Below are 22,006 nucleotides of genomic sequence, written 5' to 3'. Positions count from 1 at the left end.
GGGAGCGACTGTGGAGGGCGGCAAGGGGCGCGTCTACTGCCCCAAGGGGCAGCACGCTCCGCAGGTCGGACGCCCTGTCGCATCCGGGTTGAGCGGCTAAACTGGGTGGCAGGGCACGGACAACACGGCCTTCGGCAGGGATTTCAATGAACGAGCCAGACGCCATCGTGCACGTGATCGACGATGACGAGTCATTTCTGAGGGCGATCGCGCGGCTGCTTTCGTCCAGTGGGTTCACCGTCCGGACCTATGCCAGCGCGCGGGACTTCCTGCGGGCCTGGAACCCCGCGGAACCCGGCTGCGTCGTGTCCGACCTGAACATGCCGGGAAGCGACGGCCTCGAACTCCAGGATGCGATCTCGCAGACCTTGCATCCCCTGCCGCTGGTCTTCCTCACAGGCAACGGCAACATTTCGTCGACGGTGCGTGCCATGCGCACCGGCGCCGAGGATTTCCTCGAGAAGACCGCACCGATGGCCGAGCTCCTAGCTGCCGTGCGACGTGCGCTCGCGCGCAACGCACGCGAACGCAGCGCGCGGGCGAGGCTGGACATGCTGCAGTCGGCCTTTGCCAGCCTGACCCCGAGGGAAACCCAGGTCCTCGGACACGTCGTTCGCGGCCGCCTGAACAAGCAGATCGCCGCGGACCTGGCGATCCACGAGCGGACCGTCAAGCTGCACCGGATGGCGCTGATGACGAAGCTGCAAGTGCACTCCGTCGCCGAACTCACGCGCGTGACGCAAGAGGCCGGCCTGCTGGCCCCGCTGGCCCAGCCGGCCGCGTCGGCGCAGGCAAGTCCCTACGGCGCGTAGCCGTCCGTCAGCGTGCGCAGGAAGGCAGCGATGTCTTCGATCTCGCCGTGGGTCAGCGCGGGCGCCTGGCCAGCGGTGCGGCCGAACGGCGGCTGGCTGGTGACATTGCCGCGCAGGGCCCTGGGGAGGTCGTTGAAGACCACGGGGTTGCCGCTGGCGTCCAGCGGATAGAACAACTCCGGATGCGTGTCGCGCCGGGCATAGAACCGGATCACCTGTTCCAGCGTTTCGAAGACGCCATTGTGGAAGAAGTGCTTGCGCAGGGCCACGTTGCGCAGCGTGGGCACCTTGAACGAGCCGCACAGATCGGTGCGCGCCGCCAGGTCGGTCCGCGTGTCGCCGCACAGCCCGCGGTCGAAGAAGGCCGGGTCGGCGTTGGCCGCGATGTCGGCGTTCCGCGGCACGCCGAGGTTGTCGTATCCGAAATCGGTGAACAGCGCGCCGGGCGCGTTCGCCGGCTTCGTGCTGATATGACAGAGCGCGCAGTTGCCCTTGTCGGGGCGGTTGAACAGCGCCAGGCCGTTGGCCTCCTGTGCGGTGAAGGTGGCCCGCCCCGCGTTGACCTCGTCGAACTTGCTGGAAAAGGGCGCGAACTCGGGGTCTTCCAGCTGGTAGCGCTGCAGGGCCAATGTCATGCGCCTGAAGGCCAGCTCCGGGTCGTTGAAGATGTCCGCGCCGAAGACTTCGCGAAACCTGGGCGCGTAGGGCGCCGCCGCCAGCTTGGCAACCACGTCGGCAACGTCGCGGTTGGCCATTTCGTTCGGGTTCAGCAGGGGACCGCGCGCCTGCTCCTTCAGGGTGGCGGCCCGCCCGTCCCAGAAGAAGCCACCGAACGGACGGCTGCCGCCCGCTTCGTCGAACGCAGCGTTGAAGCGCAGGTAGCGCAGCGTGGGTGGGGTGCGCATGCCCGGCCGGTCGAGCCTGCGGCCGCCCATGGCCGCCGGCGTCGCGAACGGGGAAGCGTGACCGAGTTCCGGGGCATGGCAGGTCGCGCAGGACATCCGCCCGGACCCGGACAGGGACGTGTCGTGGAAGATCGACTTGCCAAGCTGGGCGGCCCTGCTCAGCGTGGACCGCGGCAGGCGCGCGGCATCGGGAGCGCGCGCACCCGCAACGTCGCTGGCGGCGTCCATGCCAGTGTCGATGCCACTGTCGGTGCTGCTGCCACTGTCGCCGCCGCCGCAAGCTGCCAGCGCCAGCACCAGGGGAAGCGCGGCCAGCCAACCCCAGGAGGATCGCGGGCTTGCCGAGGCACTGCGGCTTGCAACAGGGGACGGGACGACGGGACGGAACAACATGGTGGATGAGGTTGGGACGGCAGAGCGCATCTTGGCTCTGCTGCGCTGGCTGTCGGTGTCGGCGGCTGCCTCCGACCGATGTCCGTCGGCGGGCACTTCGAAGGTCCGCTTGCGAACCGTGTGCGTCAGCGCACTGCGCCATCGACGAAGGGTCGCGAGTATGGGTTCTGCAGCCCGTCCTTGTGGCCCGGGCGATGGAGGCCCCCATGACGAATGCGTCCTTTGCCAAGTATTGCGTGTTCGCGGCAGCGGCAGCGGTGTGCGCTGTCCTCATCGTGCTGCGTCCACCCGAGCGGGAAATCCTGAAGATGCTTCCCGTGACGCAGCGGACGGCGTACCTGGACTGTGCGGTGGTGCAGCGGGACCGGACAGGGGATCCGGATCTCGAGGTTCCCTGCACCATGTTCGCTTGATGGAGGGAGCGCCGGGGTCCGCTGCTGGCGGAACCCGGCCTGCCAGACGAAACGCTTCACACATGAAAAAAGCCGGCCGCCCAAGGGGCGGCCGGCGTCCATCCCGCGCGGCGAGTCAGTCGGTGCCCGCCAGGATGGTGTCGCGGCCGGAGCCGGGGATGCTGGTGCGGGCGAGGTAGGCCGAGCCGCTGTCTTCGGCCGTGAAGGCGGAGACCGACTCGCGCGACCCCATGTAGTCGGCCGTCACTTCGGCGCGCGTCAGGGTGCCGTGGAACTGCGCCAGCGGGTTGTAGTCATCGGCCCAGGGGCTGTTGCCGGCCATGCGGAACAGGCGCAGGTCTTCCTGCACTTCTGCGCGCGAGGCGGTGGAGGTGAAGGGATGCGGGTCGTTCGTGATGTCGTCGGCGAAGGCATTGCCGGCGGCGACGAGGACGATGGCCAGGGAGAGTGCGATGGTGCGGTTCATGAGAAGCTCCGTTGAAGTTGATTCGCCGGTGCGCAGGGATCACGCGCCGACGGAATGAATGCTCGGACTTCCCGCCTGCCTCAGCAGTGCGCTTGCGCACCGGTTTTTGCGATTCAGTGCGCCGACGGCCTGGCAGCGATGCGCTTGAGGCGGTCGAGGTCGCGCACGACGAGCGCACCGTCCTCCTTCTCGACGACGCCCGCCCTGGCCAGCGCCGACAACTCCCGCGTGATCTGTTCGCGGTAGCTGCTCACCATGTGCGCCAGGTCGGCATGCCGGGGCGCGGGGTCGATGCGCGCCACGTTGCCGATGCCCTCGCCGGACTGCGCCAGCTTGAGCAGTTCCAGGCACACGCGCTGCTGCACGCTCAGCGTGCTGAGATCGACGACCCGGTCGATCATGCCCCGGGCCATGTCCGTGAGCTTCAGCAGCACGCGCTCGGTGACGGTCCATTCCTGCTGCAGCAGGGTGCGGAAGTGGGCCGCCGGCAGCGATGCCAGCAGGCCCGACTTCAAGGCCACCACATCCGCCGAGCGCGGCAGGCCGTCCAGCGCGGAGAGCTCGCCGAAGCAGGTGCCGGCGGCCAGGTCACGGAAACTGGTTTCGCGCCCGCCGGATGAATAACTCGTGACGCGCACGGCGCCGGCGGCAATGAGGTGCAGGTCGCGGTCGCCCTGCTCGCGCGCAATCAGGGCCTGGCTGGCGTCGAAATGGCGCCAGGCGCACTGGCGGCTGATCTCGTCGAGGCGTTGCGCGGACAAGCCCTGCAGCAGGTCGATGCCGCGCAAGGCCAGGCTGGATGGCTGCATGGGTCTGGACATGGTTGCCCTCCCGCGCTGGGGCGCTGGGTAGGGCGATGGTAGTCCCGGCGCCGCCCGCCGCCAATGGGGTCAGGCCCGCGCGGGCGCCCCCTCGATGCGGAAGCCCCGCGGCGGCAGGTACAGCGACAGCAGCGCTGCGGCCAGCAGCAATGTGCCGGAGGCACCGAAGGCCACCCAGTGCGTGCCGAACCGCTCGTAGCCCCAGCCCCCCAGCCACGAGCTGATCATGCCGCCGGCCTGGTGGCCGAGGTAGGCCAGGCCATACAGCACGCCGACCAGCCGCACGCCATAGACGTCGGCCAGGATCGCCGAGGACATCGCGATGCTGCCGGCCCAGACCAGGCCGCCGATGCTGGCGGCGAGGTACAGCTCCCATTGGACGCCCACCATCACCAGCGCGAAGAAGCCCAGACCGCGCACCGAATAGATCACCGCCAGGATGTTGCGTCGTGGCAGCCGGTCGGAGAAGCGGCCCAGCACGAGCGTGCCGAAGATCGCGACGAAGCCGATCAGGCCGATGCCCATCGCGCTGGAGTGCGAATCGAACCCGTGGTCCATCAGCATCGGCATGCCGTGCGTGCCGAGCAGGTTCATGCTGAAGCCGCAGGCGAACAGGCCGAGGAAGATCATCCAGAACGGCGCGGTGCGCAGGGCGTCGCGCAGGGCCAGGCGCGGCGGCGCCGGGCCGCTGGCCGCGTTGCGGATCGCGATCTCGTGCGGCAACAGGTCGGTGTGCTCCGGTGGCTGGTCGCGCAGGACGAACAGCACCGCCGGGATCGCCAGCGCGGTCAGCGCGACCGCGAAACCGGACAGCGTCGCCCGCCAGCCGACAGCCTCGATGGCGTGCGTCAACACCGGCGTCATGATGGCCATGCCGGCCATCGAACCGGTCGACAGGAAGAACAGCGCCATGCCGCGCTGGCGCGTGAACCAGTGGCTGATGATGGGCGTGAAGGCCACCGGGCTGGTGAACGCCAGGCCGACGGACAGCAGCACGCCGAAGAACAGCATGAAGGACCAGGGCTCGCGCGCGGTGACGCTGCCGGCCACGGCGACGAGCACGATCACCGTGCCCAGCACCACCACCAGGCGGGTGCCGAAGCGTGCAATCAACTGGCCGGCCAGCGGCATGGCCAGGCCGTAGCACATCATGCCGACGGCGACGATGGTGGACAGCAGGCTGCGGCTGAAGCCCAGGTCAGCGGCGATCGGCAGGAAGAAGGGGCCGATGCCCAGACGCAATCCGACCGACAGCAAGGTCAGGACGGACGACGCCGCGACGATGTTCCAGCCGAAATACCAACCTGGCGTCCTGATTGCAGCCAAACCTTGCCTCCCGGCACGATCTTAGCGGCTGCATGGAACGCGCCTGCGGCCTAGCACTCCGGCATCTGGCTCAGGCTTTCGATGGCGATCTTGGCCTGGTGGACGGCACCGACCACCTTGCGCTTGCTGGGCGTGCGGTGCATGCCGCCGGCGGAAAGAGGGTCCCGGCCGCGCAACAGTTCCTTGTCGCCGAGGTAGACGGTGAACCAGCCGCGCTCGTCGGCGCGAATCCGGTAAGTCAGGCGCAGTCCGGTGCTGCGGGTGTACTCATGGTTCGTCATGCGCGCATCATGCGTCAGCCGGCGTGCCTGTCGCGTCAGCCAAGCCGCCGTGGCGGGGCAGTCACGCAGCCCGTCGGCGTACAATCCGCGGCCCCGAAGAGCACTCGCCATCATGACGTTCATTCTCTCGCACCAGGTGCTCGACGACATCCTGCAGAAGCACCGCATCAAGTCCAATGACCTGGCGGCGATCGACCGCCTGTTCGGCGGCGCCGACGGTTACTACTGGTACCACACGCTGCGCCACATGTGCCCCAGGAAGGAAGTGATGGTGTGGGGCAGCCAGGAGGACATGCGCGCCGCGGTGCAGGGCCACGAGAACGAGACCGCCGCGGAAGACGAGGTCAAGCCGCAGCAACTGAAGGACGAACACCTGGCGGCCATCGCATCGCACCTGAAGCTGGCGAGCTAGCGGTTCAGGGCCGTCGGCGCAGCGACCAGGGGTTGAAGCCGGTCACCAGCGCGCAGGCCGCCAGCACCATCGCGACGCCGGGCAACATCCCGGGCGTGACGGGTTCGCCGAGGAACAGCGCCCCATAGCTGACACCGAACATCGGGATCATGAACGCCGAGGAGGTGGCGGCGCTCGCCGGGATCTCGCGCATCAGCCGCATGCTCAGCCAGTACATGAAGCCGGAGGTGACGGTGCCGAGCACGGCCAGGGCGACCATCGCCTCCGGCCGCCATTGCACCGCGGGCGCCGCGACGGCGGCGGGCAGCAGCAGCACCAGCGCGCCGGCGACGTGCACGGCCGCCGATGCCGGAAGGGCGTCGTGCGTCATCGTCGCCCGTTTCATCAGGATGGCGCCGAAGCCGTAGCTGGCCGAGGCGGTCGTGCAGGCCAGCACCGCCAGGATCACGTGCCAGTCCGGCGCCACCGGACCGAGCCGCACCAGCAGCGCCACGCCCGCCAGGCCGGCCGCGCAACCCAGCAGCTTGCGGCCGGTCAGCCGCTCGCGCTCGAACAGCGCGCCGGCGATCACCCCGAACAAGGGCGCGGTGGCGTTGAGCACCGCGGAATAGCCGGCCGGCAGCACCAGCCCGGCCCAGTTGAACAGCACGAAGGGCGCGCCCACGGTCAGGATGCTCAGCAGCGTGACCGCCGGCCAGTGCCGGCGCGCGGGCCACAGGTGGCGCGTGACCCGCATCAGGATGCCGAGCACCACCGCGGCGAGCGCGCAGCGCAGGCAGGCCATCGGCCAGGGACCGAAGGCCGGCGCAGCGATGCGGATCAGCGGGAACGAGGCGCCCCAAACGGCGGAAAGGAAAAGGAGCTGGAGGAAGTGGCGGCCTTGCATGCGAAGCCGCGATTGTCCACGGCGAAGTGCACGTGGCGAACGTCAGATGTGAAACGCTCGCCGATTGGCAGGGGTCACCAGGTCCTGGTAGTCCGGATGCTTGCGCAGGAACCCTGCGATGAACTGGCACACGGGGATCGCGCCCAATCCACGCGCCCTCACATCGTCCAGCGCGAAGGCGGCGAGCCGCGAGCCGAAGCCGCGCCCCTCGAAGCCGGGCAGCGTCTCGGTGTGGGTGAACAACAGCGCATTGGCCAGCACGTTGTACTCGGCGTAGGCCGCCAGCTTGCCGCCTGCATGAAGTTCGAAGCGGTGCCGGTCCGGGTGGTCCGCCAGCGCGATGTCGTCGGGGTCCGCGGTAGCCATGCGCCATCCTACGATGCACTACCATTTGGCGCATGGACCTCTCACGATTCCCCCGTCGCCGTTACACCCCGTTCGCGACCCCCATCGAATTCCTCCCCAACTTCAGCCGCGCCCTGGCGGCCACCTGCCCCGGCGGCGCAGGCCCGCGCATCTGGATCAAGCGCGACGACATGCTGGGCCTCTTCCCCGGCGGGAACAAGACCCGCAAGCTGGAGTTCCTGGTGGCCGACGCGCTGGCGCAGGGCGCCGACACGCTGGTGACCTGCGGTGCGCCGCAATCCAACCACTGCCGCATCACGCTGGCAGCGGCGGTGAAGGAGGGGCTGAAGTGCCGCTTCGTCATCGAGGAGCGCGTGCCGGACAGCTACAGGAAGGAAGCGAGCGGCAACAACTTCATGTTCCGCCTGCTCGGCGTGGAAGCCATCACCGTGGTCCCCGGCGGCAGCAACATGGCCGCCGAGATGCAGAAGATGGCCGATGCGCTGGTGCGCGAAGGCCGCAAGGCGTACATCATCCCCGGCGGCGGCTCCAACGCCATCGGCGGGCTCGGCTACGTCGCCTGTGCGCAGGAACTGCAGGAGCAGCTGTTCGAACGGGGCCTGCGCATCGACCGCGTGGTGCTGGGCTCCGGCAGCTCCGGCACCCACGGCGGCATGGTCGCGGGCTTCCTGGGCAACAACATCCGCATCCCCATCACCGGCATCGGCGTCAGCCGCGACCCCGCCGACCAGGCCCCGCTGGTGCTGAAGGAAGCGCAGGCCGTGCTCGACCTGCTGGGCGTGGCGATCAAGGTCCAGCCGGAGGACGTCCAGTGCGTCGGCGGCTTCTGGCAGCCCAAGTACTCCATTCCCAACCAGCGCATGGTCGAAGCCGTGCAGCTGCTGGCGCGCACCGAAGCCATCCCGCTCGATCCGGTGTACACGGGCAAGATCATGGCCGGGCTGATCGGCATGGCGCGCGAGGGCGCCTTCCAGCCGGACGAGAACGTGCTGTTCCTCCACACGGGCGGCCTGCCGTCGCTGCATGCCTACGAGGCGGAAGTGCTGGGCGACAAGCCGGACCTGCCCCGGTAAGCTCATCCTGGCGCCTTGATCGAGAAAACGAATCAACGGGCGTCCAGATAACGAGCTTCCCGGCCCCCGGACCGGGCGCTAAATTTGCGTGCATCCTTCCCGACACCAGGTGATCTTCCGATGTACGTCCTGAACCCCCTGCCGCCCGCCATCGATCCCAAGCTGCTGGAACTGCTCGTGCAGGCCGAGCCGGCCGTGATCGGCCACTTCCGCTACACCGGCTTCATGACGCCGGACATCCGCGCGCATTTCCAGGACCGCCGCGTGGCCGGCACCGCCATCACCATCCGCATGCCTTCCATGGACGGCGCGATGGTGCATTACGCGGTGGGCAAGGCGCGCCCCGGTGACTTCATCGTCATCGACCGCTGCGGCGACATGACGATCGCCTCGCTCGGCGGCGCGGTCGCCTATGCCGCGCGCGCCGCGGGCGTGGCCGGCATCGTGGTCGACGGACTGGTCACCGACCTGGGCGAGCTGCGCCAGTACGGCGTGCCGGTGTGGTCCAAGGGCACCTCGTGCGTCACCGTCAAGACGCTGGGGCTGTCCGGTGAATTCGGCATCCCGGTCACCTGCGGCGGCGTGGCCGTCACTCCCGGCGACGCAATCCTTGCCGACGAGAACGGCGTGCTGGTGATGCCGCCGTCCGACATCGAATACTCCGCCCGCCGGGCCCTGCAGATGATGAAGGACGAGAAGCGCACGCTCGCCCGCATCGATGCCGGCGAGAAGTACCCCGACATCATGGGCACCACCCAGGTGATCCTGGACGCCATCGAAAAGCACAAACAGAATCGCTGAAAGCGGTCGCCCGATTCCCTGTCCCTTCCTCTACCCCCAGGAGCTTTCAGATGATCAATGTCTTGCGCCGCAGCCTTCTCGCGCTCGCAGTCCTCGCCGCCGCAGGCGGTGCGTCCGCCCAAGCGTGGCCCAGCGGGCCGCTGAAGATCATCGTTCCGTTCCCGGCGGGTGGCAGCGTCGACATGGTGGCGCGCGCGGTGGGCAAGCACCTCACCGACACCTTCGGGCAGCCGGTGGTGATCGACAACCGTGCGGGCGCATCGGGCAACATCGGCGCCGAGCTCGCATCCAAGGCGCCGCCCGACGGCAACACGCTGTTCGTCAGCAGCTCCGGCGTGCTGGCGGCCAACCAGTTCCTGTACAAGCGCACGGGCTTCGAGACGCTGAAGGACTTCACGCCGGTGATCCGGCTCGTGAACCAGCCCAACATCCTGATGGTGCACCCCTCGGTGGCGGCGCAGAACGTCAAGGACCTCATTGCGCTGGCAAAGAAGGACCCGGGCAAGCTGAGCATGGGGAGTGCCGGCGTCGGCACCGGCCAGGATATCGCGGCGCGGCAGTTCACCACCATGGCGGGCGTGAACGTGCTGCACGTGCCGTACAAGGGCGGCGCGCCGGCGCTGAACGACCTGCTGGGCGGCCAGATCCAGGCCATGTTCGAGACTTCGCCGACGGCGTTGCCGTACGCGAAGGAAAAGGACGGCAAGCTGCGCGCCATCGCCATCACCAGCCCCAAGCGCTCGCCGCTGCTGCCCAACCTGCCCACCGTCGCCGAGTCGGGCCTGCCCGGCTTCGAATCCGAGACGTGGATCGGCCTGGTGGTTCCGGCCGGCACGCCGAAGCCCATCGTCGATCGCCTGAACGCCGAACTGAACAAGGGCCTGAAAGGCGCCATGGGCAAGCAGTTCGCGGAACTGACGCTGGACCCTATCGGCGGCTCGCCGGAGGACATGACCAACATCATCCGCAAGGACTCGGCCGAGTACGGCCGGATCCTCAAGGCCGCGGGCGTCGAGCCGCAGTAAACCCTTTCTCGCTCCGGTCCAGGGTGGGGGAATCCGCCTCTGCGAATGTCCTCCGGAGCGCGCCACGCCTCCGGCTTGGCCCGCATCTCCCCCTTTACTTCGCAGAGGCGGACTCCCCCACCCTGGCCCTGCACCGTGACATGCATCGGAGAAAGCACTGCACTCCGGCTGCATCTCGTCACGGTCCGGTGAGCGCCACCACCGCACTCTCGCCCTCGCGGCCCGGTCCCGAGTCCGCGCTGCGCGTGAAGAACCGCTCCTTTTCCAGCACGCCCCGCGCGATCTCGACCACCACTGCGATGCCGGGCCCCCGCGTTTCGGTGAGATAGGACGCGTAGTAGGCCGCCGGCGGGATGTGCGGACGCGCGGACAGGATACGCAATGCCCCGGTCGCGACCTGGTCGCGCACGATCGGCAGCGGCAGCACCGCGATGGCGTGGCCGGCGCCGACCAGCCGCAGCATCAGCTGCAGCGAGTTGCACGAATTGAAGCCGTCGAACTCCAGCCCACCGCTTTGCAGCCATTTGCGCACCAGGCTGTTCAGCGTGGAGGGCGGCGAGTTGGTGACGATGGGCAGCGCGGTGGCGACGGCGGGCACGAACTCACCGGGCGGGATGGCCAGGTCGCGCGCCGCCACCCACTGGAATTCCACCCATCCGAGCAGTTCGTCCCTGACGTGCGATGCGGCGCCGGAATTGGTGTGCAGCGCGATGTCGATCTCGCGCTTGCGCAGCTTCTCGGTCAGCACGCTGCCGACATCGATGCTCAGTTCGACGATCAGCCGCGGGTGCCGCACTTTCAGCTGGCTCAGCACTTCAGGCAGCGCGACCATCGCCGTGGATTCATCCGAACCCAGGCGCAACACGCCTTCCAGCGGCGGCACCGCACCCCCGAGGCGCTCGAAGTCCTGGGCCGCATGCAGCAGGCGCTCCGCGTGCGGCAGCGCATTGCGGCCCGCCGGCGTGAGCTGCACGCGCTGGTTCTTGCGCGTGAACAGCTCCATGTGCAGCGCGCCTTCCAGCTCCTTGATGCGCGACGACACGGCCGGCTGGCTGAAGTTCAGGTGGTTCGCCGCGGCGTGGATGCTGCCCAGCTTGGCAGTCCAGTAGAAGGCCTCGATCTGCCGCAAGGTGGTACGCATGATCGGCAAATGTTATCAAGTGCGCTCCAAATAAATGATTTTCCCTTCCGCCGCCGCAACGGGTAAATTGGCCGCCATGGCCCATCGACACAAGCTCGCCGGCATCTATTCGCCGGTCCTGACGCCCTTCCAGGCGGATCTTTCCCCCGACACGCAGGCCTTCGTGCGGCACTGTCGCTGGCTGGACGCGAGCGATGTGGGGCTGGCGGTGTTCGGCACCAATTCGGAAGCCAACTCGCTGTCGGCGGGCGAGCGCCGCGGCCTGCTCGAAGCGCTGTTCACCGCCGGCGTGCCGCCGTCGCGCATGATGCCGGGCACCGGTTGCTGCTCGCTGACCGAGACGGTGGAACTCACGCGCCATGCCACCAGCGCCGGCGTCGGCGGCGTGCTGATGCTGCCGCCCTTCTATTACAAGGGCGTGTCCGACGACGGGCTGTTCCGCCACTTCGCCGAGGTGATCGAGCGCGTGGGCGACGCCCGCCTGCGCATCTACCTGTATCACATCCCGCCGGTGGCGCAGGTGCCGATCAGCCTGGCGCTCATCGAGCGGCTGCTCAAGGCGTATCCAGGGGCCATCGCCGGCATCAAGGACAGCTCCGGCGACTGGAGCAACACCGAAGCCATGCTCAAGCAGTTCCAGCCGGAAGGCTTCGACGTCTTCGCCGGCAGCGAGCTGTTCCTGCTGCGCACGCTGCGCGGCGGCGGCGCCGGCTGCATCACCGCCACCGGCAACGTGAACCCGGCGCCGATGGTCAAGCTGTACCAGACCTGGCAGGGCGCCGATGCGGACGCGCAGCAGGCCGCGCTGGACGCGACGCGCGCGGCCTTCCAGAAATTCCCGATGATTCCCGCGATGAAGGCGGCCGTGGCGCGCTACGGCAAGACGCCCGCGTGGCGCACCGTGCGGCCGCCGCTGACCGAACTGACGCAGGAGCAGGAGCGCGCGCTGTTCGCGGCGCTCGACAACCTCGGTTTCCGCATGCCCGGCCTGTGAACCCGGCCGCTTCCCCCTCCTGACCTGGAAACCGCGATGCCGCAAAAAGACCTGACCCAGCTGCCGGTGCACCAGCTTTCACACCAGCTGGTGGCGCGCAAGCTCTCCCCGGTGGAACTGACCGAGGCGTTCCTGACGCGCATCGCGGCGCGGGAGCCCAAGCTGCACGCGTTCGTCGAGGTGTATGCCGAGGAAGCGCGCATGGCCGCGCGCGCCGCCGAAGCGGCCATCCGCTCGGGCCATTCGGTCGGGCCGCTGCACGGCATCCCGATCGCATTGAAGGACCTGGTCGAGCTGGAAGGCAGGGTCGTCACCGGCGGCTGCGAAGCCTGGACCCAGCGCCGCGCGACGCGCACCGCCACGCTGGCGCAGAAGATCATTGCGCAGGGGATGATCCTGCTGGGCAAGACGCACACGGTGGAATTCGCGATGGGGGGCTGGGGCACCAACTCGCGCCGCGGCACGCCGTGGAATCCGTGGGACCCCAAGCGGCAACGCACGCCGGGCGGCTCCAGCAGCGGCTCGGGCGTGGCCGTCGCGGCTGCGCTGGCGCCATGGGCGGTAGGCACCGATACCGGAGGGTCCGTGCGCCTGCCCGCTTCCTGGTGCGGCATCACCGCCTTGAAGACCACCATCGGCCGCATCAGCACCCACGGCGTGCTGCCCCTGAGCCCCACGCTCGATACCCCGGGCCCGATGGCGCGCAACGTCGAAGACACCGCGCTGCTGTATGCGGTGATGCAGGGGGCCGACCCGCTGGATCCGCTGACGCGCGGGCTGCCGTACGCCGACCCGTTGCCGACGCTCAAGCGCGGCGTGCGCGGCCTGCGCCTGGCGCGCATGCCGCAAGGCGAGCGCCAGCACGCATCCGCCGACGTGCTGGCCGCCTACGACCGGTCGCTGGCCGAGCTGGAGCGGCTGGGCGCCGAGATCGTCGACGCGAACCTGCCCTTCCTGTTCGCCGACGTGGCCGCCTTCAACCTGCGCATCATGGCCGCCGAAAGCTATGCGATGTTGCGCGAGCTGATCGACGACGAGAACGCGCCGCTGGACCCGCACGTGCGACCGCGCATCGCCGCCGGCCGCAACGTCACCGCGCAGGCCTACATCGAAGCCCTGCACATGCGCGGCGTGATGAAGCAGCAGTTCGCGCAGGCGCTGGAAGGCGTGGACGCGCTGCTGACCCCGACCACCATGACCACCGCGCTGCCGCTCGACGAGGTGGACCAGACCAAGGCGCCGGCGCACTACACGCGCTTCGCGAATTACCTGGACCTGTGCGCGCTGGCCCTGCCGAACGGCATCGCGCCCGACGGGCTGCCGACCTCGCTGCAGATCGTCTGCCGCGCGAACGACGAAGCCACGGCGTTGCGCATCGGCTGGGCCTATGAGCAGGCGGCGGGCCAAGACATGCAGCCGCCGCAGTAAGCGGCAACGGACCCTCAGTCCGCGTCGGACATCCTCTGCATCAGCGCCGCCACGGCGCAATCGGGACTGCTCAGGACGGGGCAGGCCAGGTGCGCCTGCGTCTCGGTGCGCGCCGCGGCCATGGAGAACTGGGCCAGCATCACCACATCGCAGTCGCGCAATGCGTGCGCCGCGCCGGAGATCTTGCGGTGGTGGTCCGCGGCATGTCCGGCGGCCAGGTCGTCCATCGCTTCGGGCACGAACACCGGGTGGATGGCGATCGGCACGCCGCGAGCGTGCGCGAGCTGTTCGAGTTCCGCCGACATCGACGGCAGCGATGCCTGGAAGGTGGCCACCACCCCGATTTGCAGCACGCGGCCGGGCTGGTGCAGCGCCAGCGCCTGCTCGAACATGGCCTCGTTCGGTTTCAGGGTGGGCAAGCCGGTGGCTCGCGCCGCAGCCTCGATGGCAGGGCCGAAGGCCGAGCAGGTGAACAGGATGCCATCGCAGCCGGTGGCTTGTGCATAGCGGGCCAGGTCCTCGAAGCGCCGGATCATGCCGTCCGTGAGCCGGCCTGCATGAGCCAGGTCCGCGGACAGGCTGTCGTCCAGCAGGTTCATGCGGCGCGCCTGCGGCCACAGCCGCTGGAAGGCGGACTGGATGGGCTCCACCGCGAGTGGCGTTGCGTGGATCAGGGCGATGCGGGAGGTGGCCATTCCCCATCGTAGCCGCCCCGTGCATGCGGGCGCCCAGTGCGGGAAAATCGCACGTGCGCCGATGCTGCCTGCCCAAGGCTGGCGTCTCGTCCTACACCGTGGCTGTGCACTCCTTCCATAGCATCGCTGCATGAGCACACGACACGGTCCTCAGGCACGCGCCCACCCCATCGACGACAGCCGCGGTTCCACCGCGGTCAAGAAGCCCACCACGACCATGCGATACAGCCGCGCCGAATACGCCAAGGTGCTGGCCCTGCAGGACGAGGTTGCCCGTGCGGACGGTGACTACCAGCGCCTGCGCGGGGCCTACCTGGAGATTGCGGAATCTGATCCGAGCAACGAGGTCGGCCTGGCCATGATCGGCGCCGACATGGACCGGGCCCATAGCCGGCTGCAGGCCCTGATCGGCCTGCCGCGCCTGCCTTACACGCACGAACCGAGCGCCGTGATGCGCCGCGAGATGCAGCGGCAGTCCGACGAGAAGCACTGAACACCCACCGTCCCACCCATCCCGTCGAACCGGACCCTCCGGTGACGGACGACGCTGCGCCGAATCCGACGCAATTGCCGGTCGAGCCGGAGTTCGGCCAGGCCTTGCCGCCGGCCGAGCCCGAAGACCCGACGGTGAAGCCGCCCGTGATCTGAGGGAAGCCAGGAGCCGTCATGCACACACCGCAGGGCATCACGCCGCCCACCCCCGGTCTCGAGCGCGAGGAGCCGGAGCTCCGCCGCGAGGAAGACATCCCCGAAGACGACGAAGGGCCCGCAGGCTCCGAGCGCAGCAGTTCGCGCGAAGAGCGCGCGCCGCGCAGTCCTGCGCGGGAATGAACGCGAACGCCCCCGCACCCGGACCGGCCCCCGCGCCGGCGGATGCACCCAAGCCGGCCAACCCCGAACCGCGGACACCGACGGACCCGGAAAAGGGACGCGTGCAGGACCCCGAGCAGGGCAAGCCTGAACACCCCAAGCAGTAGCAGGCCGCGTCAGTCCGCGTCCAGCAGGCCCTGCGCGTCGTCGTCGGTGCTGGCCACCGGAGTGGCCTTGGCAAGCGCCATCCAGACGCCGAAGGGAAGGCCGGCGCGCGCCGGCCGCAGCGCCGGGCGCAGGACAGCGAGCCGGTCGCCTTGCAGCTGCATCACCCCGCATTCGGCCGGCACTTCGTCGGCCTGCGCGATGGCACGCCCGCGGCCGTCGACGCCCAGCACGTACCAGCACTCGCCGAGGTCGCGGTAGGCGCCACGCTTGGCATCCTGGCGCAGATCGGCCAGCAGGTCCGAACGCCGCACCTTGATCTCGTGCACGACCGGCTCGACATAGCTTTCCACCGAGGTGTGGCGGATGGAGAAGACGTCGGGCCTGGCGACACACCAGCGCAAGGGCTTGGCCGCCTCGCCGGTGGCGACCTGCGCGCGCAGGCTCAAGCCCGTCCACGCCAGCCGCCCGGCCCGCGCCATCTCCTGCGCCACGCGCTGCACCAGCGCCTCGTGCGCCGACAGTGCGGCGCGGTTGCGGGTCAGCACCGTTGCCAGCCACTGCACGCCGATGTCGGTCACCCGCAAGGTCTCGTGACCGTCGGCGGAGCGCCGCCGCTCCAGCAGGCCGGCCGCCAGCAGGTCGATCTCCAGCGCGTCCTGGCAGGGCCAGCCGGCCGAGCGGTAGGCGTCGCGCAGCCGCCGCGCGTGGGCGCGGGTGAGGGCCGGCGGGTCACCGGCGGGGACGGGGAAGGCGGTGGGCATGAGGAGGGGGATGCGGATTCTAATCGTCGCCGGTCAACGGTAGGCACTCTCCCACGCACGTCCGCGCGCTCGGCTTATCGTGCCGCCTGAGTGGGTGCACACAATGTGCGGCATGGTTGAGAAATCGATTCCGTTGGCGCGCACGTTCGCGCCGTTCGCCGCGCTCGCAGCGCCTCCTGCCACCGTCCTGTACGGCATCACTGCCGTGCGCCTGGAAGGCGACCACGTGGCCGAGGTCATGATGGGGATGATCGATCCCAGCCTGGAGCACTGGGACCTGCGCCCGGCGCCCACGCGGCTGGTGGAAGTGGTGGACCGCCTGGTGGAGGGCGACACCGTCGTGATCCTGTTCCCCACCGAACGCGGCACGCTGCGCATGGGCTCGGAAGTGCAGGTCGACGTGCTTCCCGGCGGCGCCGAGACCCTTGTGGCCGAGGACGATCGTCCTGGGCGGCGACTGCTGGATTTGCCGCGGTTCTAAGACCGGGCGCACTACCGAACACCCAACAGCCGGACGCAGAAGACGCAGAAGTTGCGCAGAAGGCGCAAAAGGACTTCCAATTCATTTTGGATTCCGCCTTCGGGCTTCTTCTGCGTCTTCTGCGTAACTTCCGCGCCTTCTGCGTCCGGAAGTTTGCTTTAGCCTACGCCCGCCGCAGCGTAGGCAATTTCAGCAACCCGGTCGACAGCGCAGTGCCGCAAACGATCACCACCCCGCACACCACCATCCACGCCGTGACGGCCTCGGAGAGGAACAGCGCGCCGTAGAGGATCGCGAAGACCGGCACCACGAAAGTGACCGCCAGCGCGCGCGCCGGCCCCGCCTGTTCGATCAGGCGGAAATACAGGATGTACGCCACGCCCGTGCACACGATCCCGACGGCGGCCAGCGCGAGCCATGCCTGCAGGCCCGGCGCCTGCTGCGGCCATGAGAAGGCTGCCGGGATCGCCAGGCCGGCGGCGGCGCCGAGCTGGCTGCCGGTGGCTGTCACCAGCGGCGGCAGGCCGGTGAGGTAGCGCTTCGTGGCGCTCGCCGCGAACGCATAGCAAACGCACGCCAGCAAGCACGCGAGCACCGCCCAGCCCGGCGCGAAACCACTCGCATCCGGGCGGAAGCTTGCCTTGTCCCACGCCAGCATCGCGACGCCTGCCAGCCCGATCACCAGGCCCAGCACGCGCGAACCGGTCAGCCCGTCCTTCAGCCACCACCATGCGACCAGCGCGCCGAACAACGGCACCGTTGCATTCAGGATGGCTGACAGGCCGGTGGTGATGGACAGCAGCGCGAACGAGAACAGCATGAACGGGATGCCCGAGTTCAACAGCCCGATGAGCCCGATCTTCCATCCGTGCCGCCGCAGCACCGGCCCGAGACCGCGCAACAGCATCAGCGGCAGCAGGAACGCGGCGGCGATGGTGACGCGCAGGAAGGCGGTGGCGACGAAGCCGAAGTCCACCACGGCCAGCCGCATGAACAGGAAGGAAGCGCCCCAGATGGCGGCAAGCGCCGCGAAATCGACGACCGAACGAAGTGGCATGAAGGCGTCAGTGGTGCAGCACGCCCTCGAGCCGCAGCAATGCTGTCTTGCGTTCCAGTCCGCCGGCATACCCGGTCAGCGAGCCGCCGGTGCCCAGCACGCGGTGGCAGGGCACGACGATGCTGATCGGGTTGCGCCCGACGGCCGCGCCCACGGCGCGTGCGGCCTGCGGCCGTCCGAGGCGCCGCCCCAGCTCCGAATAGCTGGTGGTGCCGCCGGGCGGAATCGCCAGCAACGCCTGCCACACGCTGCGCTGGAACGCGGTGCCGGCCTGCAGGTCCAGCGGCAGGTCGAACGCGGTGCGCTCGCCCGCGAAGTACGCGGCCAGCTGCGTCACCGCGGCACGCAACACCGGGTGCGACGCATCCTCGCGCCATTCCACGTCCACCGGTCCGTGGCGCTGCCCGATGAACCACACGCCCGCCAGCCCCGTGTCGGTGGCGGCCAGCAGCATGTGGCCCAGGGGGCCGTCGTACGTCGTGCAGACGCAGCTGTCGTCGTTCAGGTTCATGTCGTTGCTCCTTGCGACAGGGCGCTCCACGCGCGCACGACCGCATAACTGCGCCAGGGCTTCCACGCCTGCGACGCCGTTTCGGCCTCGCGTGCCGGCTGCTTCGACTGTTGCACGCCCAGCGCCTTGTGCAAGGCCACGTCGCCGGCCGGAAAGGCGTCGGGCCAGCGCAGCGCGCGCATCGCGATGTACTGCGCCGTCCAGTCGCCGATGCCCGGCAATTCCTTCAACGCCGCGATGGTCGCGGCCACGTCGGCGCCCGGATGCAGCGACACCCGGCCTTCGCTCACGGCGCGGGCAATGGCCACGATGGCGGCCTGCCGTTGCCGCACGATGCCGAGCTGGCCGAGTGCATCGCCTTCGGCCGCGGCAAGGACTTCCGGCGCGGGGAACAACAGGTGCAGCGCCGGGTCCGGCGTCTCGATCGGCGTGCCGAAGCGCTGCACGAGGCGCTGGGCCAGCGTGCGCGCGGCGGCCACGGTGATCTGCTGGCCGAGCACGGCGCGCACGGCGAGTTCGTAGCCGCTCAACGCACCGGGCACCCGCAGGCCGTCGCCCAGCGGGAAGCTCCCGTGCAGGCGGGCATTGATCGCATGCGGATCGGCGTCCAGGTCCAGCGCCGCGCGCAGCCTGCGGATCACCAGCGGCAACACGCCGTGCAGGCTTTCGCTCACGCGCAGCACCACCTGGCAGTGCGGCTCGTCGAAGTCGGCCGCGATCCAGCCCTGGTGGCGCGAGCCGCCAGCGTCGATGGCCAGCGTGCGCGACAAGCGCCGCTGTCCCACCGACTCGATGCCCACGATGGCGCGGGTGCGAAAGAAGCCGAGCATCGCGTCGATGTCGTAGGGCGGACGGTAGCCGAGCCGCACCTCGCAGGACGCGTCGCGGCCGGCCCCGGCGCGCCGCAGCGCGCTCGGGCTCAGGCGATAGTGCGCGATGAAAGCCGAGTTGAAGCGGCGCACGCTGGCGAAGCCGCTGGCCAGCGCCACCTGCGTGACGGGCAATCGCGTGTCGGCCAGCAGCTGCTTGGCGCTCAGGAGCCGGCGCGTCTGCAGGTATTGCAGCGGCGAGACGCCGAGGTGCGCCTCGAAGATGCGGCGCAGGTGCCGCCCGCTGATGCCCAGCCGCTGCGCCAGCTTCTCGGCCGACGCGGGCGCGCCGCCCCATGCCTCCGGCTCGTCGAGCAGGCGCGCCGCCTGCTGGGCCAGTGTCGCGCTGGCGTCCTGCGTCGACCAGCGCAGCGCCTGCGGCGCCAGCTCCGGACGGCAGCGCAGGCAGGGCCGGAAGCCCGCGCTCTCGGCCTGCGCGGCATGCGCGAAGAAGCGGCAGTTCTCGCGCCGCGGCAGCCGCACCTTGCACACGGGGCGGCAGTAGATGCCGGTGCTGGTGACGCCGGTGAAGAACGATCCGTCGAAGCGTGCATCGCGCGTCTTCAACGCCAGGTAGCAGGCGTCGGGGTGCAGCGGCGGGTCGGCGGGGAACATGGGCGCATGATACGCAGCGGACCGGGCAGGACTCGCCATTTCCGGACATGTTCCTCCCGGCCCCGCGGCCTAGAATCGGTCGAACCACTTCACCCTAGAACAAAGAAGTCCCCATGAAGCTCAGCCCCACCATCTTCAAGGCCTACGACGTCCGCGGCATCGTTCCCAGCACCCTCGACGAAGACGTGGCCGAGGCGCTCGGCCGGGCCTTCGGCACCGCCGCCAAACGGGCGGGCGAAGCCAGCGTCGCCGTCGGCCGCGACGGCCGCTTGAGCGGCCCCAGCCTCAGCGCCGCGCTGGTGCGCGGGCTCACCGCCACCGGCGTCGACGTCGTCGACGTCGGCATGGTCACCACGCCGATGCTGTACTTCGCGGCGAGCACGCTTTCCAACAGCGGCATCCAGGTGACGGGCAGCCACAACCCGAAGGACTACAACGGCTTCAAGATGGTCCTGGGCGGCCGCGCGATCTATGGCGACGAGATCCAGGCGCTGCGCCAGACCATCGAGTCCGAAAGCTGGGTCCTGGCGGCGCAGCCTGGCAAGGTGCGCAACGTCAACATCTTCGCGCCCTACCGCGACCGCATCGTCGGCGACATCAAGCTGGCGCGGCCGCTGCGCATCGTGGTGGATTCGGGCAACGGCGTCGCCGGCGCCTCGGCGCCGGAGATTTTCCGCGCCATCGGCTGCGAAGTGATCGAGATGTTCAGCGAGGTGGACGGCAACTTCCCCAACCACCACCCGGACCCGAGCAAGCCGGAGAACCTGCGCGACCTGATCGCCAAGCTAAAGGAAACCGGCGCCGACCTGGGCCTGGCCTTCGACGGCGACGGCGACCGCCTGGGCATCATCACGCGCGGCGGCAACAACATCTACCCGGACCGGCAGATGATGCTGTTCGCGCGCGACGTGCTCTCGCGCGTGCCCGGCGCGCCGATCCTGTTCGACGTCAAGTGCACCCAGCGCCTCGGCCCGGCCATCACGGCCGCCGGCGGCCAGCCGATGATGTACAAGACCGGGCATTCGCTGATCAAGGCGAAAATGCGGGAAGTCAATGCGCCCCTGGGCGGCGAGATGAGCGGCCACATCTTCTTCAAGGAACGCTGGTACGGCTTCGACGACGGCACCTATGCGGGCTGCCGGCTGCTGGAGATCGTGTCGCGCCATCCCGACCCGAGCGCGGTGCTCGACGCGCTGCCCACCAGCTTCTCCACGCCCGAACTGAACGTGAAGTGCGAGGAGGGCGAACCGCACCGCCTGGTCAACGAGCTGGTGAAGAATGCCAGCTTCCCGGACGCGCAGGTGTCCACCATCGACGGCCTGCGGGCCGACTGGCCGGACGGCTTCGGCCTGGTGCGCGCGTCGAACACGACGCCGGTGCTGGTGCTGCGTTTCGAAGGCCACACGCAGGAAGCGATGCACCGCATCGAAGGCAAGATGCTGGCGCTGCTGCGCACCGTCAAGCCCGACGCGCGGATCGGCGAGGCGGCGCATTGAGGCTGCTGGTCGTCAAGCTGTCCTCCCTTGGCGACGTCGTCCAGACGCTTCCGGTCCTGCACGACATCCACGCGCGTTTTCCCCAAGCGAAGGTCGACTGGGTGGTGGAGGAAGCCTTTGCCGAACTGGTCCGGCAGGCGCCCAGCGTCGAGCGCGTGATCCCGGTGGCCCAGCGGCGCTGGCGGCGCTCGCCGCTGTCGCCGCGCACGCGCGGGGAACGCGGCGCGGCGCACGCCGAGTTGCGGCGCGAGGCCTACGACGCGGTGATCGACTTCCAGGGCCTGGTGAAGTCCGCGGTCGTCGCGCGGCGGGCGCGGCTGGCGCCGGGCGGTTTCACCGCGACGTATGGCAACCGCAGCGAGTTGTGCGGCTACGAGTGGCCGGTGCGCTACCTGCTGCAACGCAAGGTGGCCATGCCGCTGCGCATCCACGCGGTGGCGCGCGCGCGGCTGCTCGCCGCGCAGGCGCTGGGATATGCGGTGCCTGGCGATGCGCCGGTGTATCCCTGGACACTCGACGTGCCGGCGTCACCGCCGCAAGTGCTGCTGGCGCACGGCACCACCCGTGCCGACAACGAGTGGCCCGCGGCCGACTGGGTGGCCCTCGGGCGCGTGCTCACGGCACAGGGATTCGACGTGCTGCTGCCGCAGGCCGGCGATGCGGAAGCGGAGTTCGCCGGACGCGTCGCGGCGCAGGTCGGCGCCGGCGCGCGCGTGCTGCCCCGGATGGGATTGCCCGCCTTGCTGGCCGTCATGCGCGGCTGCTCGGGGCTCGTCGGCGTGGATTCGGGCGTCGCGCACATGGGCGTCGCGCTCGACCTCCCGGTGGTGGAGATCTTCAGCCAGCCGCGGGCGTGGCGCGCCGGGCCGGTGGGTCGTCCGCACCAGCGCTCCGTCGGTGGTGACGGCGCACCGGGCGCGGCGGAAGTGATCGCCGCGTGGGACGCGTGCTGGGAAGCGCGGCCCGTGGCGGACCTCGCATAGTGGGCGTCTATTCCTTG

Annotated in this window: 27 protein-coding genes; 14 read left to right on the top strand and 13 right to left on the bottom strand. The window is 69.5% G+C overall.

Going from position 1 to position 22,006, the window contains the following annotated elements; genetic code table 11:
- The first annotated feature begins 146 nt into the window (after nt 1-146).
- Entirely contained in the window at nt 147-812 is a 666-nt protein-coding gene (locus WG902_RS10690; protein WP_340060040.1) for a response regulator transcription factor, read from the top strand.
- Here WG902_RS10690 and WG902_RS10685 read toward each other — a convergent pair.
- Complete coding sequence (locus WG902_RS10685) at nt 800-2,110, bottom strand: cytochrome-c peroxidase (RefSeq protein ID WP_340060039.1); 1,311 nt, start codon at nt 2,108-2,110, stop codon at nt 800-802. The two genes, WG902_RS10690 and WG902_RS10685, sit on opposite strands and share 13 nt — an antisense overlap.
- A gap of 206 nt (nt 2,111-2,316) precedes the next feature.
- On the opposite strand from WG902_RS10685, the gene WG902_RS10680 reads away from it, so the two are divergent.
- Complete coding sequence (locus WG902_RS10680; protein ID WP_340060038.1) at nt 2,317-2,523, top strand: hypothetical protein; 207 nt, start codon at nt 2,317-2,319, stop codon at nt 2,521-2,523.
- Nucleotides 2,524-2,638: 115 nt separating this feature from the next.
- On the opposite strand, the gene WG902_RS10675 is transcribed toward WG902_RS10680, so the two are convergent.
- The 4 genes from WG902_RS10675 to WG902_RS10660 form a co-directional block, all read right to left on the bottom strand.
- Entirely contained in the window at nt 2,639-2,989 is a 351-nt protein-coding gene (locus WG902_RS10675) for a DUF4148 domain-containing protein (protein WP_340060037.1), read from the bottom strand.
- Between the two features lie 113 nt (nt 2,990-3,102).
- Entirely contained in the window at nt 3,103-3,810 is a 708-nt protein-coding gene (locus tag WG902_RS10670) for a Crp/Fnr family transcriptional regulator (RefSeq protein WP_340060036.1), read from the bottom strand.
- Between the two features lie 69 nt (nt 3,811-3,879).
- A complete protein-coding gene (locus WG902_RS10665; protein WP_340060035.1) occupies nt 3,880-5,136 on the bottom strand; it encodes an MFS transporter in 1,257 nt (418 codons plus the stop codon).
- Between the two features lie 50 nt (nt 5,137-5,186).
- Nucleotides 5,187-5,417 (bottom strand): hypothetical protein, encoded by a 231-nt coding sequence (locus WG902_RS10660; RefSeq protein ID WP_340060034.1) that lies wholly within the window; start codon nt 5,415-5,417, stop codon nt 5,187-5,189.
- Nucleotides 5,418-5,529: 112 nt separating this feature from the next.
- Here WG902_RS10660 and WG902_RS10655 point away from each other — a divergent pair, with 112 nt between their 5' ends.
- A complete protein-coding gene (locus WG902_RS10655; RefSeq protein WP_340060033.1) occupies nt 5,530-5,829 on the top strand; it encodes a hypothetical protein in 300 nt (99 codons plus the stop codon).
- A gap of 4 nt (nt 5,830-5,833) precedes the next feature.
- On the opposite strand, the gene WG902_RS10650 is transcribed toward WG902_RS10655, so the two are convergent.
- Nucleotides 5,834-6,715 carry a DMT family transporter gene (locus WG902_RS10650; RefSeq protein ID WP_340060032.1) on the bottom strand — a complete coding sequence of 294 codons (882 nt, stop codon included), beginning with the start codon at nt 6,713-6,715 and terminating at the stop codon, nt 5,834-5,836.
- Nucleotides 6,716-6,757: 42 nt separating this feature from the next.
- Nucleotides 6,758-7,081: a GNAT family N-acetyltransferase gene (locus WG902_RS10645; RefSeq protein ID WP_340060031.1), complete on the bottom strand. Its 324-nt coding sequence runs from the start codon at nt 7,079-7,081 to the stop codon at nt 6,758-6,760.
- Between the two features lie 32 nt (nt 7,082-7,113).
- Between WG902_RS10645 and WG902_RS10640 the strand changes: the two genes are divergently transcribed.
- The 3 genes from WG902_RS10640 to WG902_RS10630 all read left to right on the top strand — a co-directional run bounded on the left by WG902_RS10640 (nt 7,114) and on the right by WG902_RS10630 (nt 9,980).
- On the top strand, nt 7,114-8,154 hold the full coding sequence (locus WG902_RS10640; RefSeq protein WP_340060030.1) for a D-cysteine desulfhydrase: 1,041 nt from the start codon (nt 7,114-7,116) through the stop codon (nt 8,152-8,154).
- Nucleotides 8,155-8,274: 120 nt separating this feature from the next.
- A complete protein-coding gene (locus WG902_RS10635; RefSeq protein WP_340060029.1) occupies nt 8,275-8,955 on the top strand; it encodes an RraA family protein in 681 nt (226 codons plus the stop codon).
- Nucleotides 8,956-9,005: 50 nt separating this feature from the next.
- Nucleotides 9,006-9,980 (top strand): Bug family tripartite tricarboxylate transporter substrate binding protein, encoded by a 975-nt coding sequence (locus tag WG902_RS10630; protein ID WP_340060028.1) that lies wholly within the window; start codon nt 9,006-9,008, stop codon nt 9,978-9,980.
- Nucleotides 9,981-10,158: 178 nt separating this feature from the next.
- Here the strand turns inward: WG902_RS10630 and WG902_RS10625 are convergent, their stop codons facing one another.
- Entirely contained in the window at nt 10,159-11,121 is a 963-nt protein-coding gene (locus WG902_RS10625) for a LysR family transcriptional regulator (protein ID WP_340060027.1), read from the bottom strand.
- Between the two features lie 76 nt (nt 11,122-11,197).
- Between WG902_RS10625 and WG902_RS10620 the strand changes: the two genes are divergently transcribed.
- Nucleotides 11,198-12,115 (top strand): dihydrodipicolinate synthase family protein, encoded by a 918-nt coding sequence (locus tag WG902_RS10620; RefSeq protein ID WP_340060026.1) that lies wholly within the window; start codon nt 11,198-11,200, stop codon nt 12,113-12,115.
- Nucleotides 12,116-12,151: 36 nt separating this feature from the next.
- Nucleotides 12,152-13,543, top strand: coding sequence for an amidase (locus tag WG902_RS10615; protein ID WP_340060025.1), 1,392 nt, complete (start codon nt 12,152-12,154; stop codon nt 13,541-13,543).
- Between the two features lie 14 nt (nt 13,544-13,557).
- On the opposite strand, the gene WG902_RS10610 is transcribed toward WG902_RS10615, so the two are convergent.
- Complete coding sequence (locus WG902_RS10610; RefSeq protein WP_340060024.1) at nt 13,558-14,238, bottom strand: aspartate/glutamate racemase family protein; 681 nt, start codon at nt 14,236-14,238, stop codon at nt 13,558-13,560.
- Nucleotides 14,239-14,368: 130 nt separating this feature from the next.
- On the opposite strand from WG902_RS10610, the gene WG902_RS10605 reads away from it, so the two are divergent.
- The 3 genes from WG902_RS10605 to WG902_RS10595 are packed head-to-tail and all read left to right on the top strand — an operon-like array spanning nt 14,369 to nt 15,069.
- Complete coding sequence (locus WG902_RS10605) at nt 14,369-14,731, top strand: hypothetical protein (RefSeq protein ID WP_340060023.1); 363 nt, start codon at nt 14,369-14,371, stop codon at nt 14,729-14,731.
- Between the two features lie 41 nt (nt 14,732-14,772).
- The gene (locus WG902_RS10600) at nt 14,773-14,886 is read left to right on the top strand and encodes a stereocilin (protein WP_340060022.1); all 114 of its coding nucleotides are present in this window, start codon (nt 14,773-14,775) and stop codon (nt 14,884-14,886) included.
- An 18-nt stretch (nt 14,887-14,904) separates the two neighbouring features.
- On the top strand, nt 14,905-15,069 hold the full coding sequence (locus WG902_RS10595) for a hypothetical protein (RefSeq protein ID WP_340060020.1): 165 nt from the start codon (nt 14,905-14,907) through the stop codon (nt 15,067-15,069).
- Between the two features lie 155 nt (nt 15,070-15,224).
- Here WG902_RS10595 and WG902_RS10590 read toward each other — a convergent pair whose 3' ends face one another.
- Nucleotides 15,225-15,977, bottom strand: a complete 753-nt coding sequence (locus tag WG902_RS10590; protein ID WP_340060019.1) for a hypothetical protein — start codon at nt 15,975-15,977, stop codon at nt 15,225-15,227.
- 112 nt (nt 15,978-16,089) lie between these two features.
- On the opposite strand from WG902_RS10590, the gene WG902_RS10585 reads away from it, so the two are divergent.
- The gene (locus WG902_RS10585) at nt 16,090-16,458 is read left to right on the top strand and encodes a hypothetical protein (RefSeq protein ID WP_340060018.1); all 369 of its coding nucleotides are present in this window, start codon (nt 16,090-16,092) and stop codon (nt 16,456-16,458) included.
- A gap of 163 nt (nt 16,459-16,621) precedes the next feature.
- Here WG902_RS10585 and WG902_RS10580 read toward each other — a convergent pair whose 3' ends face one another.
- From WG902_RS10580 to WG902_RS10570, 3 genes are read right to left on the bottom strand one after another with little or no spacing between them, the layout of a single operon-like run.
- Entirely contained in the window at nt 16,622-17,515 is an 894-nt protein-coding gene (locus tag WG902_RS10580; protein WP_340060017.1) for a DMT family transporter, read from the bottom strand.
- A gap of 7 nt (nt 17,516-17,522) precedes the next feature.
- Nucleotides 17,523-18,026: a methylated-DNA--[protein]-cysteine S-methyltransferase gene (locus tag WG902_RS10575; RefSeq protein WP_340060016.1), complete on the bottom strand. Its 504-nt coding sequence runs from the start codon at nt 18,024-18,026 to the stop codon at nt 17,523-17,525.
- Nucleotides 18,023-19,510 (bottom strand): Ada metal-binding domain-containing protein, encoded by a 1,488-nt coding sequence (locus WG902_RS10570; RefSeq protein ID WP_340060015.1) that lies wholly within the window; start codon nt 19,508-19,510, stop codon nt 18,023-18,025. The genes WG902_RS10575 and WG902_RS10570 overlap by 4 nt, the downstream gene beginning before the upstream one ends.
- A 113-nt stretch (nt 19,511-19,623) precedes the next feature.
- On the opposite strand from WG902_RS10570, the gene WG902_RS10565 reads away from it, so the two are divergent.
- Both WG902_RS10565 and waaC read left to right on the top strand, forming a co-directional pair.
- Nucleotides 19,624-21,006: a phosphomannomutase/phosphoglucomutase gene (locus WG902_RS10565; RefSeq protein WP_340060014.1), complete on the top strand. Its 1,383-nt coding sequence runs from the start codon at nt 19,624-19,626 to the stop codon at nt 21,004-21,006.
- Complete coding sequence (waaC, locus tag WG902_RS10560; protein WP_340060013.1) at nt 21,003-21,989, top strand: lipopolysaccharide heptosyltransferase I; 987 nt, start codon at nt 21,003-21,005, stop codon at nt 21,987-21,989. Before WG902_RS10565 ends, waaC begins: the two co-directional genes overlap by 4 nt.
- Nucleotides 21,990-22,006 lie beyond the last annotated feature (17 nt).

It is taken from the genome of Ramlibacter sp. PS3R-8 (assembly GCF_037572435.1).
In the GTDB taxonomy this organism is placed as follows: Bacteria; Pseudomonadota; Gammaproteobacteria; order Burkholderiales; family Burkholderiaceae_C; genus Ramlibacter.
The sequence above is the reverse complement of the archived record's forward strand: the minus strand, read 5'-3'. Positions and strand labels throughout refer to the sequence as shown.

What these genes read in the sequence shown, in the direction of transcription:
- WG902_RS10690 (WP_340060040.1), top strand. Translation starts at nt 147, where the DNA reads ATGAACGAGCCAGACGCCATCGTGCACGTGATCGACGATGACGAGTCA.
- WG902_RS10685 (WP_340060039.1), bottom strand. Translation starts at nt 2,110, where the DNA reads ATGTTGTTCCGTCCCGTCGTCCCGTCCCCTGTTGCAAGCCGCAGTGCC.
- WG902_RS10680 (WP_340060038.1), top strand. Translation starts at nt 2,317, where the DNA reads ATGACGAATGCGTCCTTTGCCAAGTATTGCGTGTTCGCGGCAGCGGCA.
- WG902_RS10675 (WP_340060037.1), bottom strand. Translation starts at nt 2,989, where the DNA reads ATGAACCGCACCATCGCACTCTCCCTGGCCATCGTCCTCGTCGCCGCC.
- WG902_RS10670 (WP_340060036.1), bottom strand. Translation starts at nt 3,810, where the DNA reads ATGTCCAGACCCATGCAGCCATCCAGCCTGGCCTTGCGCGGCATCGAC.
- WG902_RS10660 (WP_340060034.1), bottom strand. Translation starts at nt 5,417, where the DNA reads ATGACGAACCATGAGTACACCCGCAGCACCGGACTGCGCCTGACTTAC.
- WG902_RS10655 (WP_340060033.1), top strand. Translation starts at nt 5,530, where the DNA reads ATGACGTTCATTCTCTCGCACCAGGTGCTCGACGACATCCTGCAGAAG.
- WG902_RS10650 (WP_340060032.1), bottom strand. Translation starts at nt 6,715, where the DNA reads ATGCAAGGCCGCCACTTCCTCCAGCTCCTTTTCCTTTCCGCCGTTTGG.
- WG902_RS10645 (WP_340060031.1), bottom strand. Translation starts at nt 7,081, where the DNA reads ATGGCTACCGCGGACCCCGACGACATCGCGCTGGCGGACCACCCGGAC.
- WG902_RS10640 (WP_340060030.1), top strand. Translation starts at nt 7,114, where the DNA reads ATGGACCTCTCACGATTCCCCCGTCGCCGTTACACCCCGTTCGCGACC.
- WG902_RS10635 (WP_340060029.1), top strand. Translation starts at nt 8,275, where the DNA reads ATGTACGTCCTGAACCCCCTGCCGCCCGCCATCGATCCCAAGCTGCTG.
- WG902_RS10630 (WP_340060028.1), top strand. Translation starts at nt 9,006, where the DNA reads ATGATCAATGTCTTGCGCCGCAGCCTTCTCGCGCTCGCAGTCCTCGCC.
- WG902_RS10625 (WP_340060027.1), bottom strand. Translation starts at nt 11,121, where the DNA reads ATGCGTACCACCTTGCGGCAGATCGAGGCCTTCTACTGGACTGCCAAG.
- WG902_RS10620 (WP_340060026.1), top strand. Translation starts at nt 11,198, where the DNA reads ATGGCCCATCGACACAAGCTCGCCGGCATCTATTCGCCGGTCCTGACG.
- WG902_RS10615 (WP_340060025.1), top strand. Translation starts at nt 12,152, where the DNA reads ATGCCGCAAAAAGACCTGACCCAGCTGCCGGTGCACCAGCTTTCACAC.
- WG902_RS10610 (WP_340060024.1), bottom strand. Translation starts at nt 14,238, where the DNA reads ATGGCCACCTCCCGCATCGCCCTGATCCACGCAACGCCACTCGCGGTG.
- WG902_RS10605 (WP_340060023.1), top strand. Translation starts at nt 14,369, where the DNA reads ATGAGCACACGACACGGTCCTCAGGCACGCGCCCACCCCATCGACGAC.
- WG902_RS10595 (WP_340060020.1), top strand. Translation starts at nt 14,905, where the DNA reads ATGCACACACCGCAGGGCATCACGCCGCCCACCCCCGGTCTCGAGCGC.
- WG902_RS10590 (WP_340060019.1), bottom strand. Translation starts at nt 15,977, where the DNA reads ATGCCCACCGCCTTCCCCGTCCCCGCCGGTGACCCGCCGGCCCTCACC.
- WG902_RS10585 (WP_340060018.1), top strand. Translation starts at nt 16,090, where the DNA reads ATGGTTGAGAAATCGATTCCGTTGGCGCGCACGTTCGCGCCGTTCGCC.
- WG902_RS10580 (WP_340060017.1), bottom strand. Translation starts at nt 17,515, where the DNA reads ATGCCACTTCGTTCGGTCGTCGATTTCGCGGCGCTTGCCGCCATCTGG.
- WG902_RS10575 (WP_340060016.1), bottom strand. Translation starts at nt 18,026, where the DNA reads ATGAACCTGAACGACGACAGCTGCGTCTGCACGACGTACGACGGCCCC.
- WG902_RS10570 (WP_340060015.1), bottom strand. Translation starts at nt 19,510, where the DNA reads ATGTTCCCCGCCGACCCGCCGCTGCACCCCGACGCCTGCTACCTGGCG.
- WG902_RS10565 (WP_340060014.1), top strand. Translation starts at nt 19,624, where the DNA reads ATGAAGCTCAGCCCCACCATCTTCAAGGCCTACGACGTCCGCGGCATC.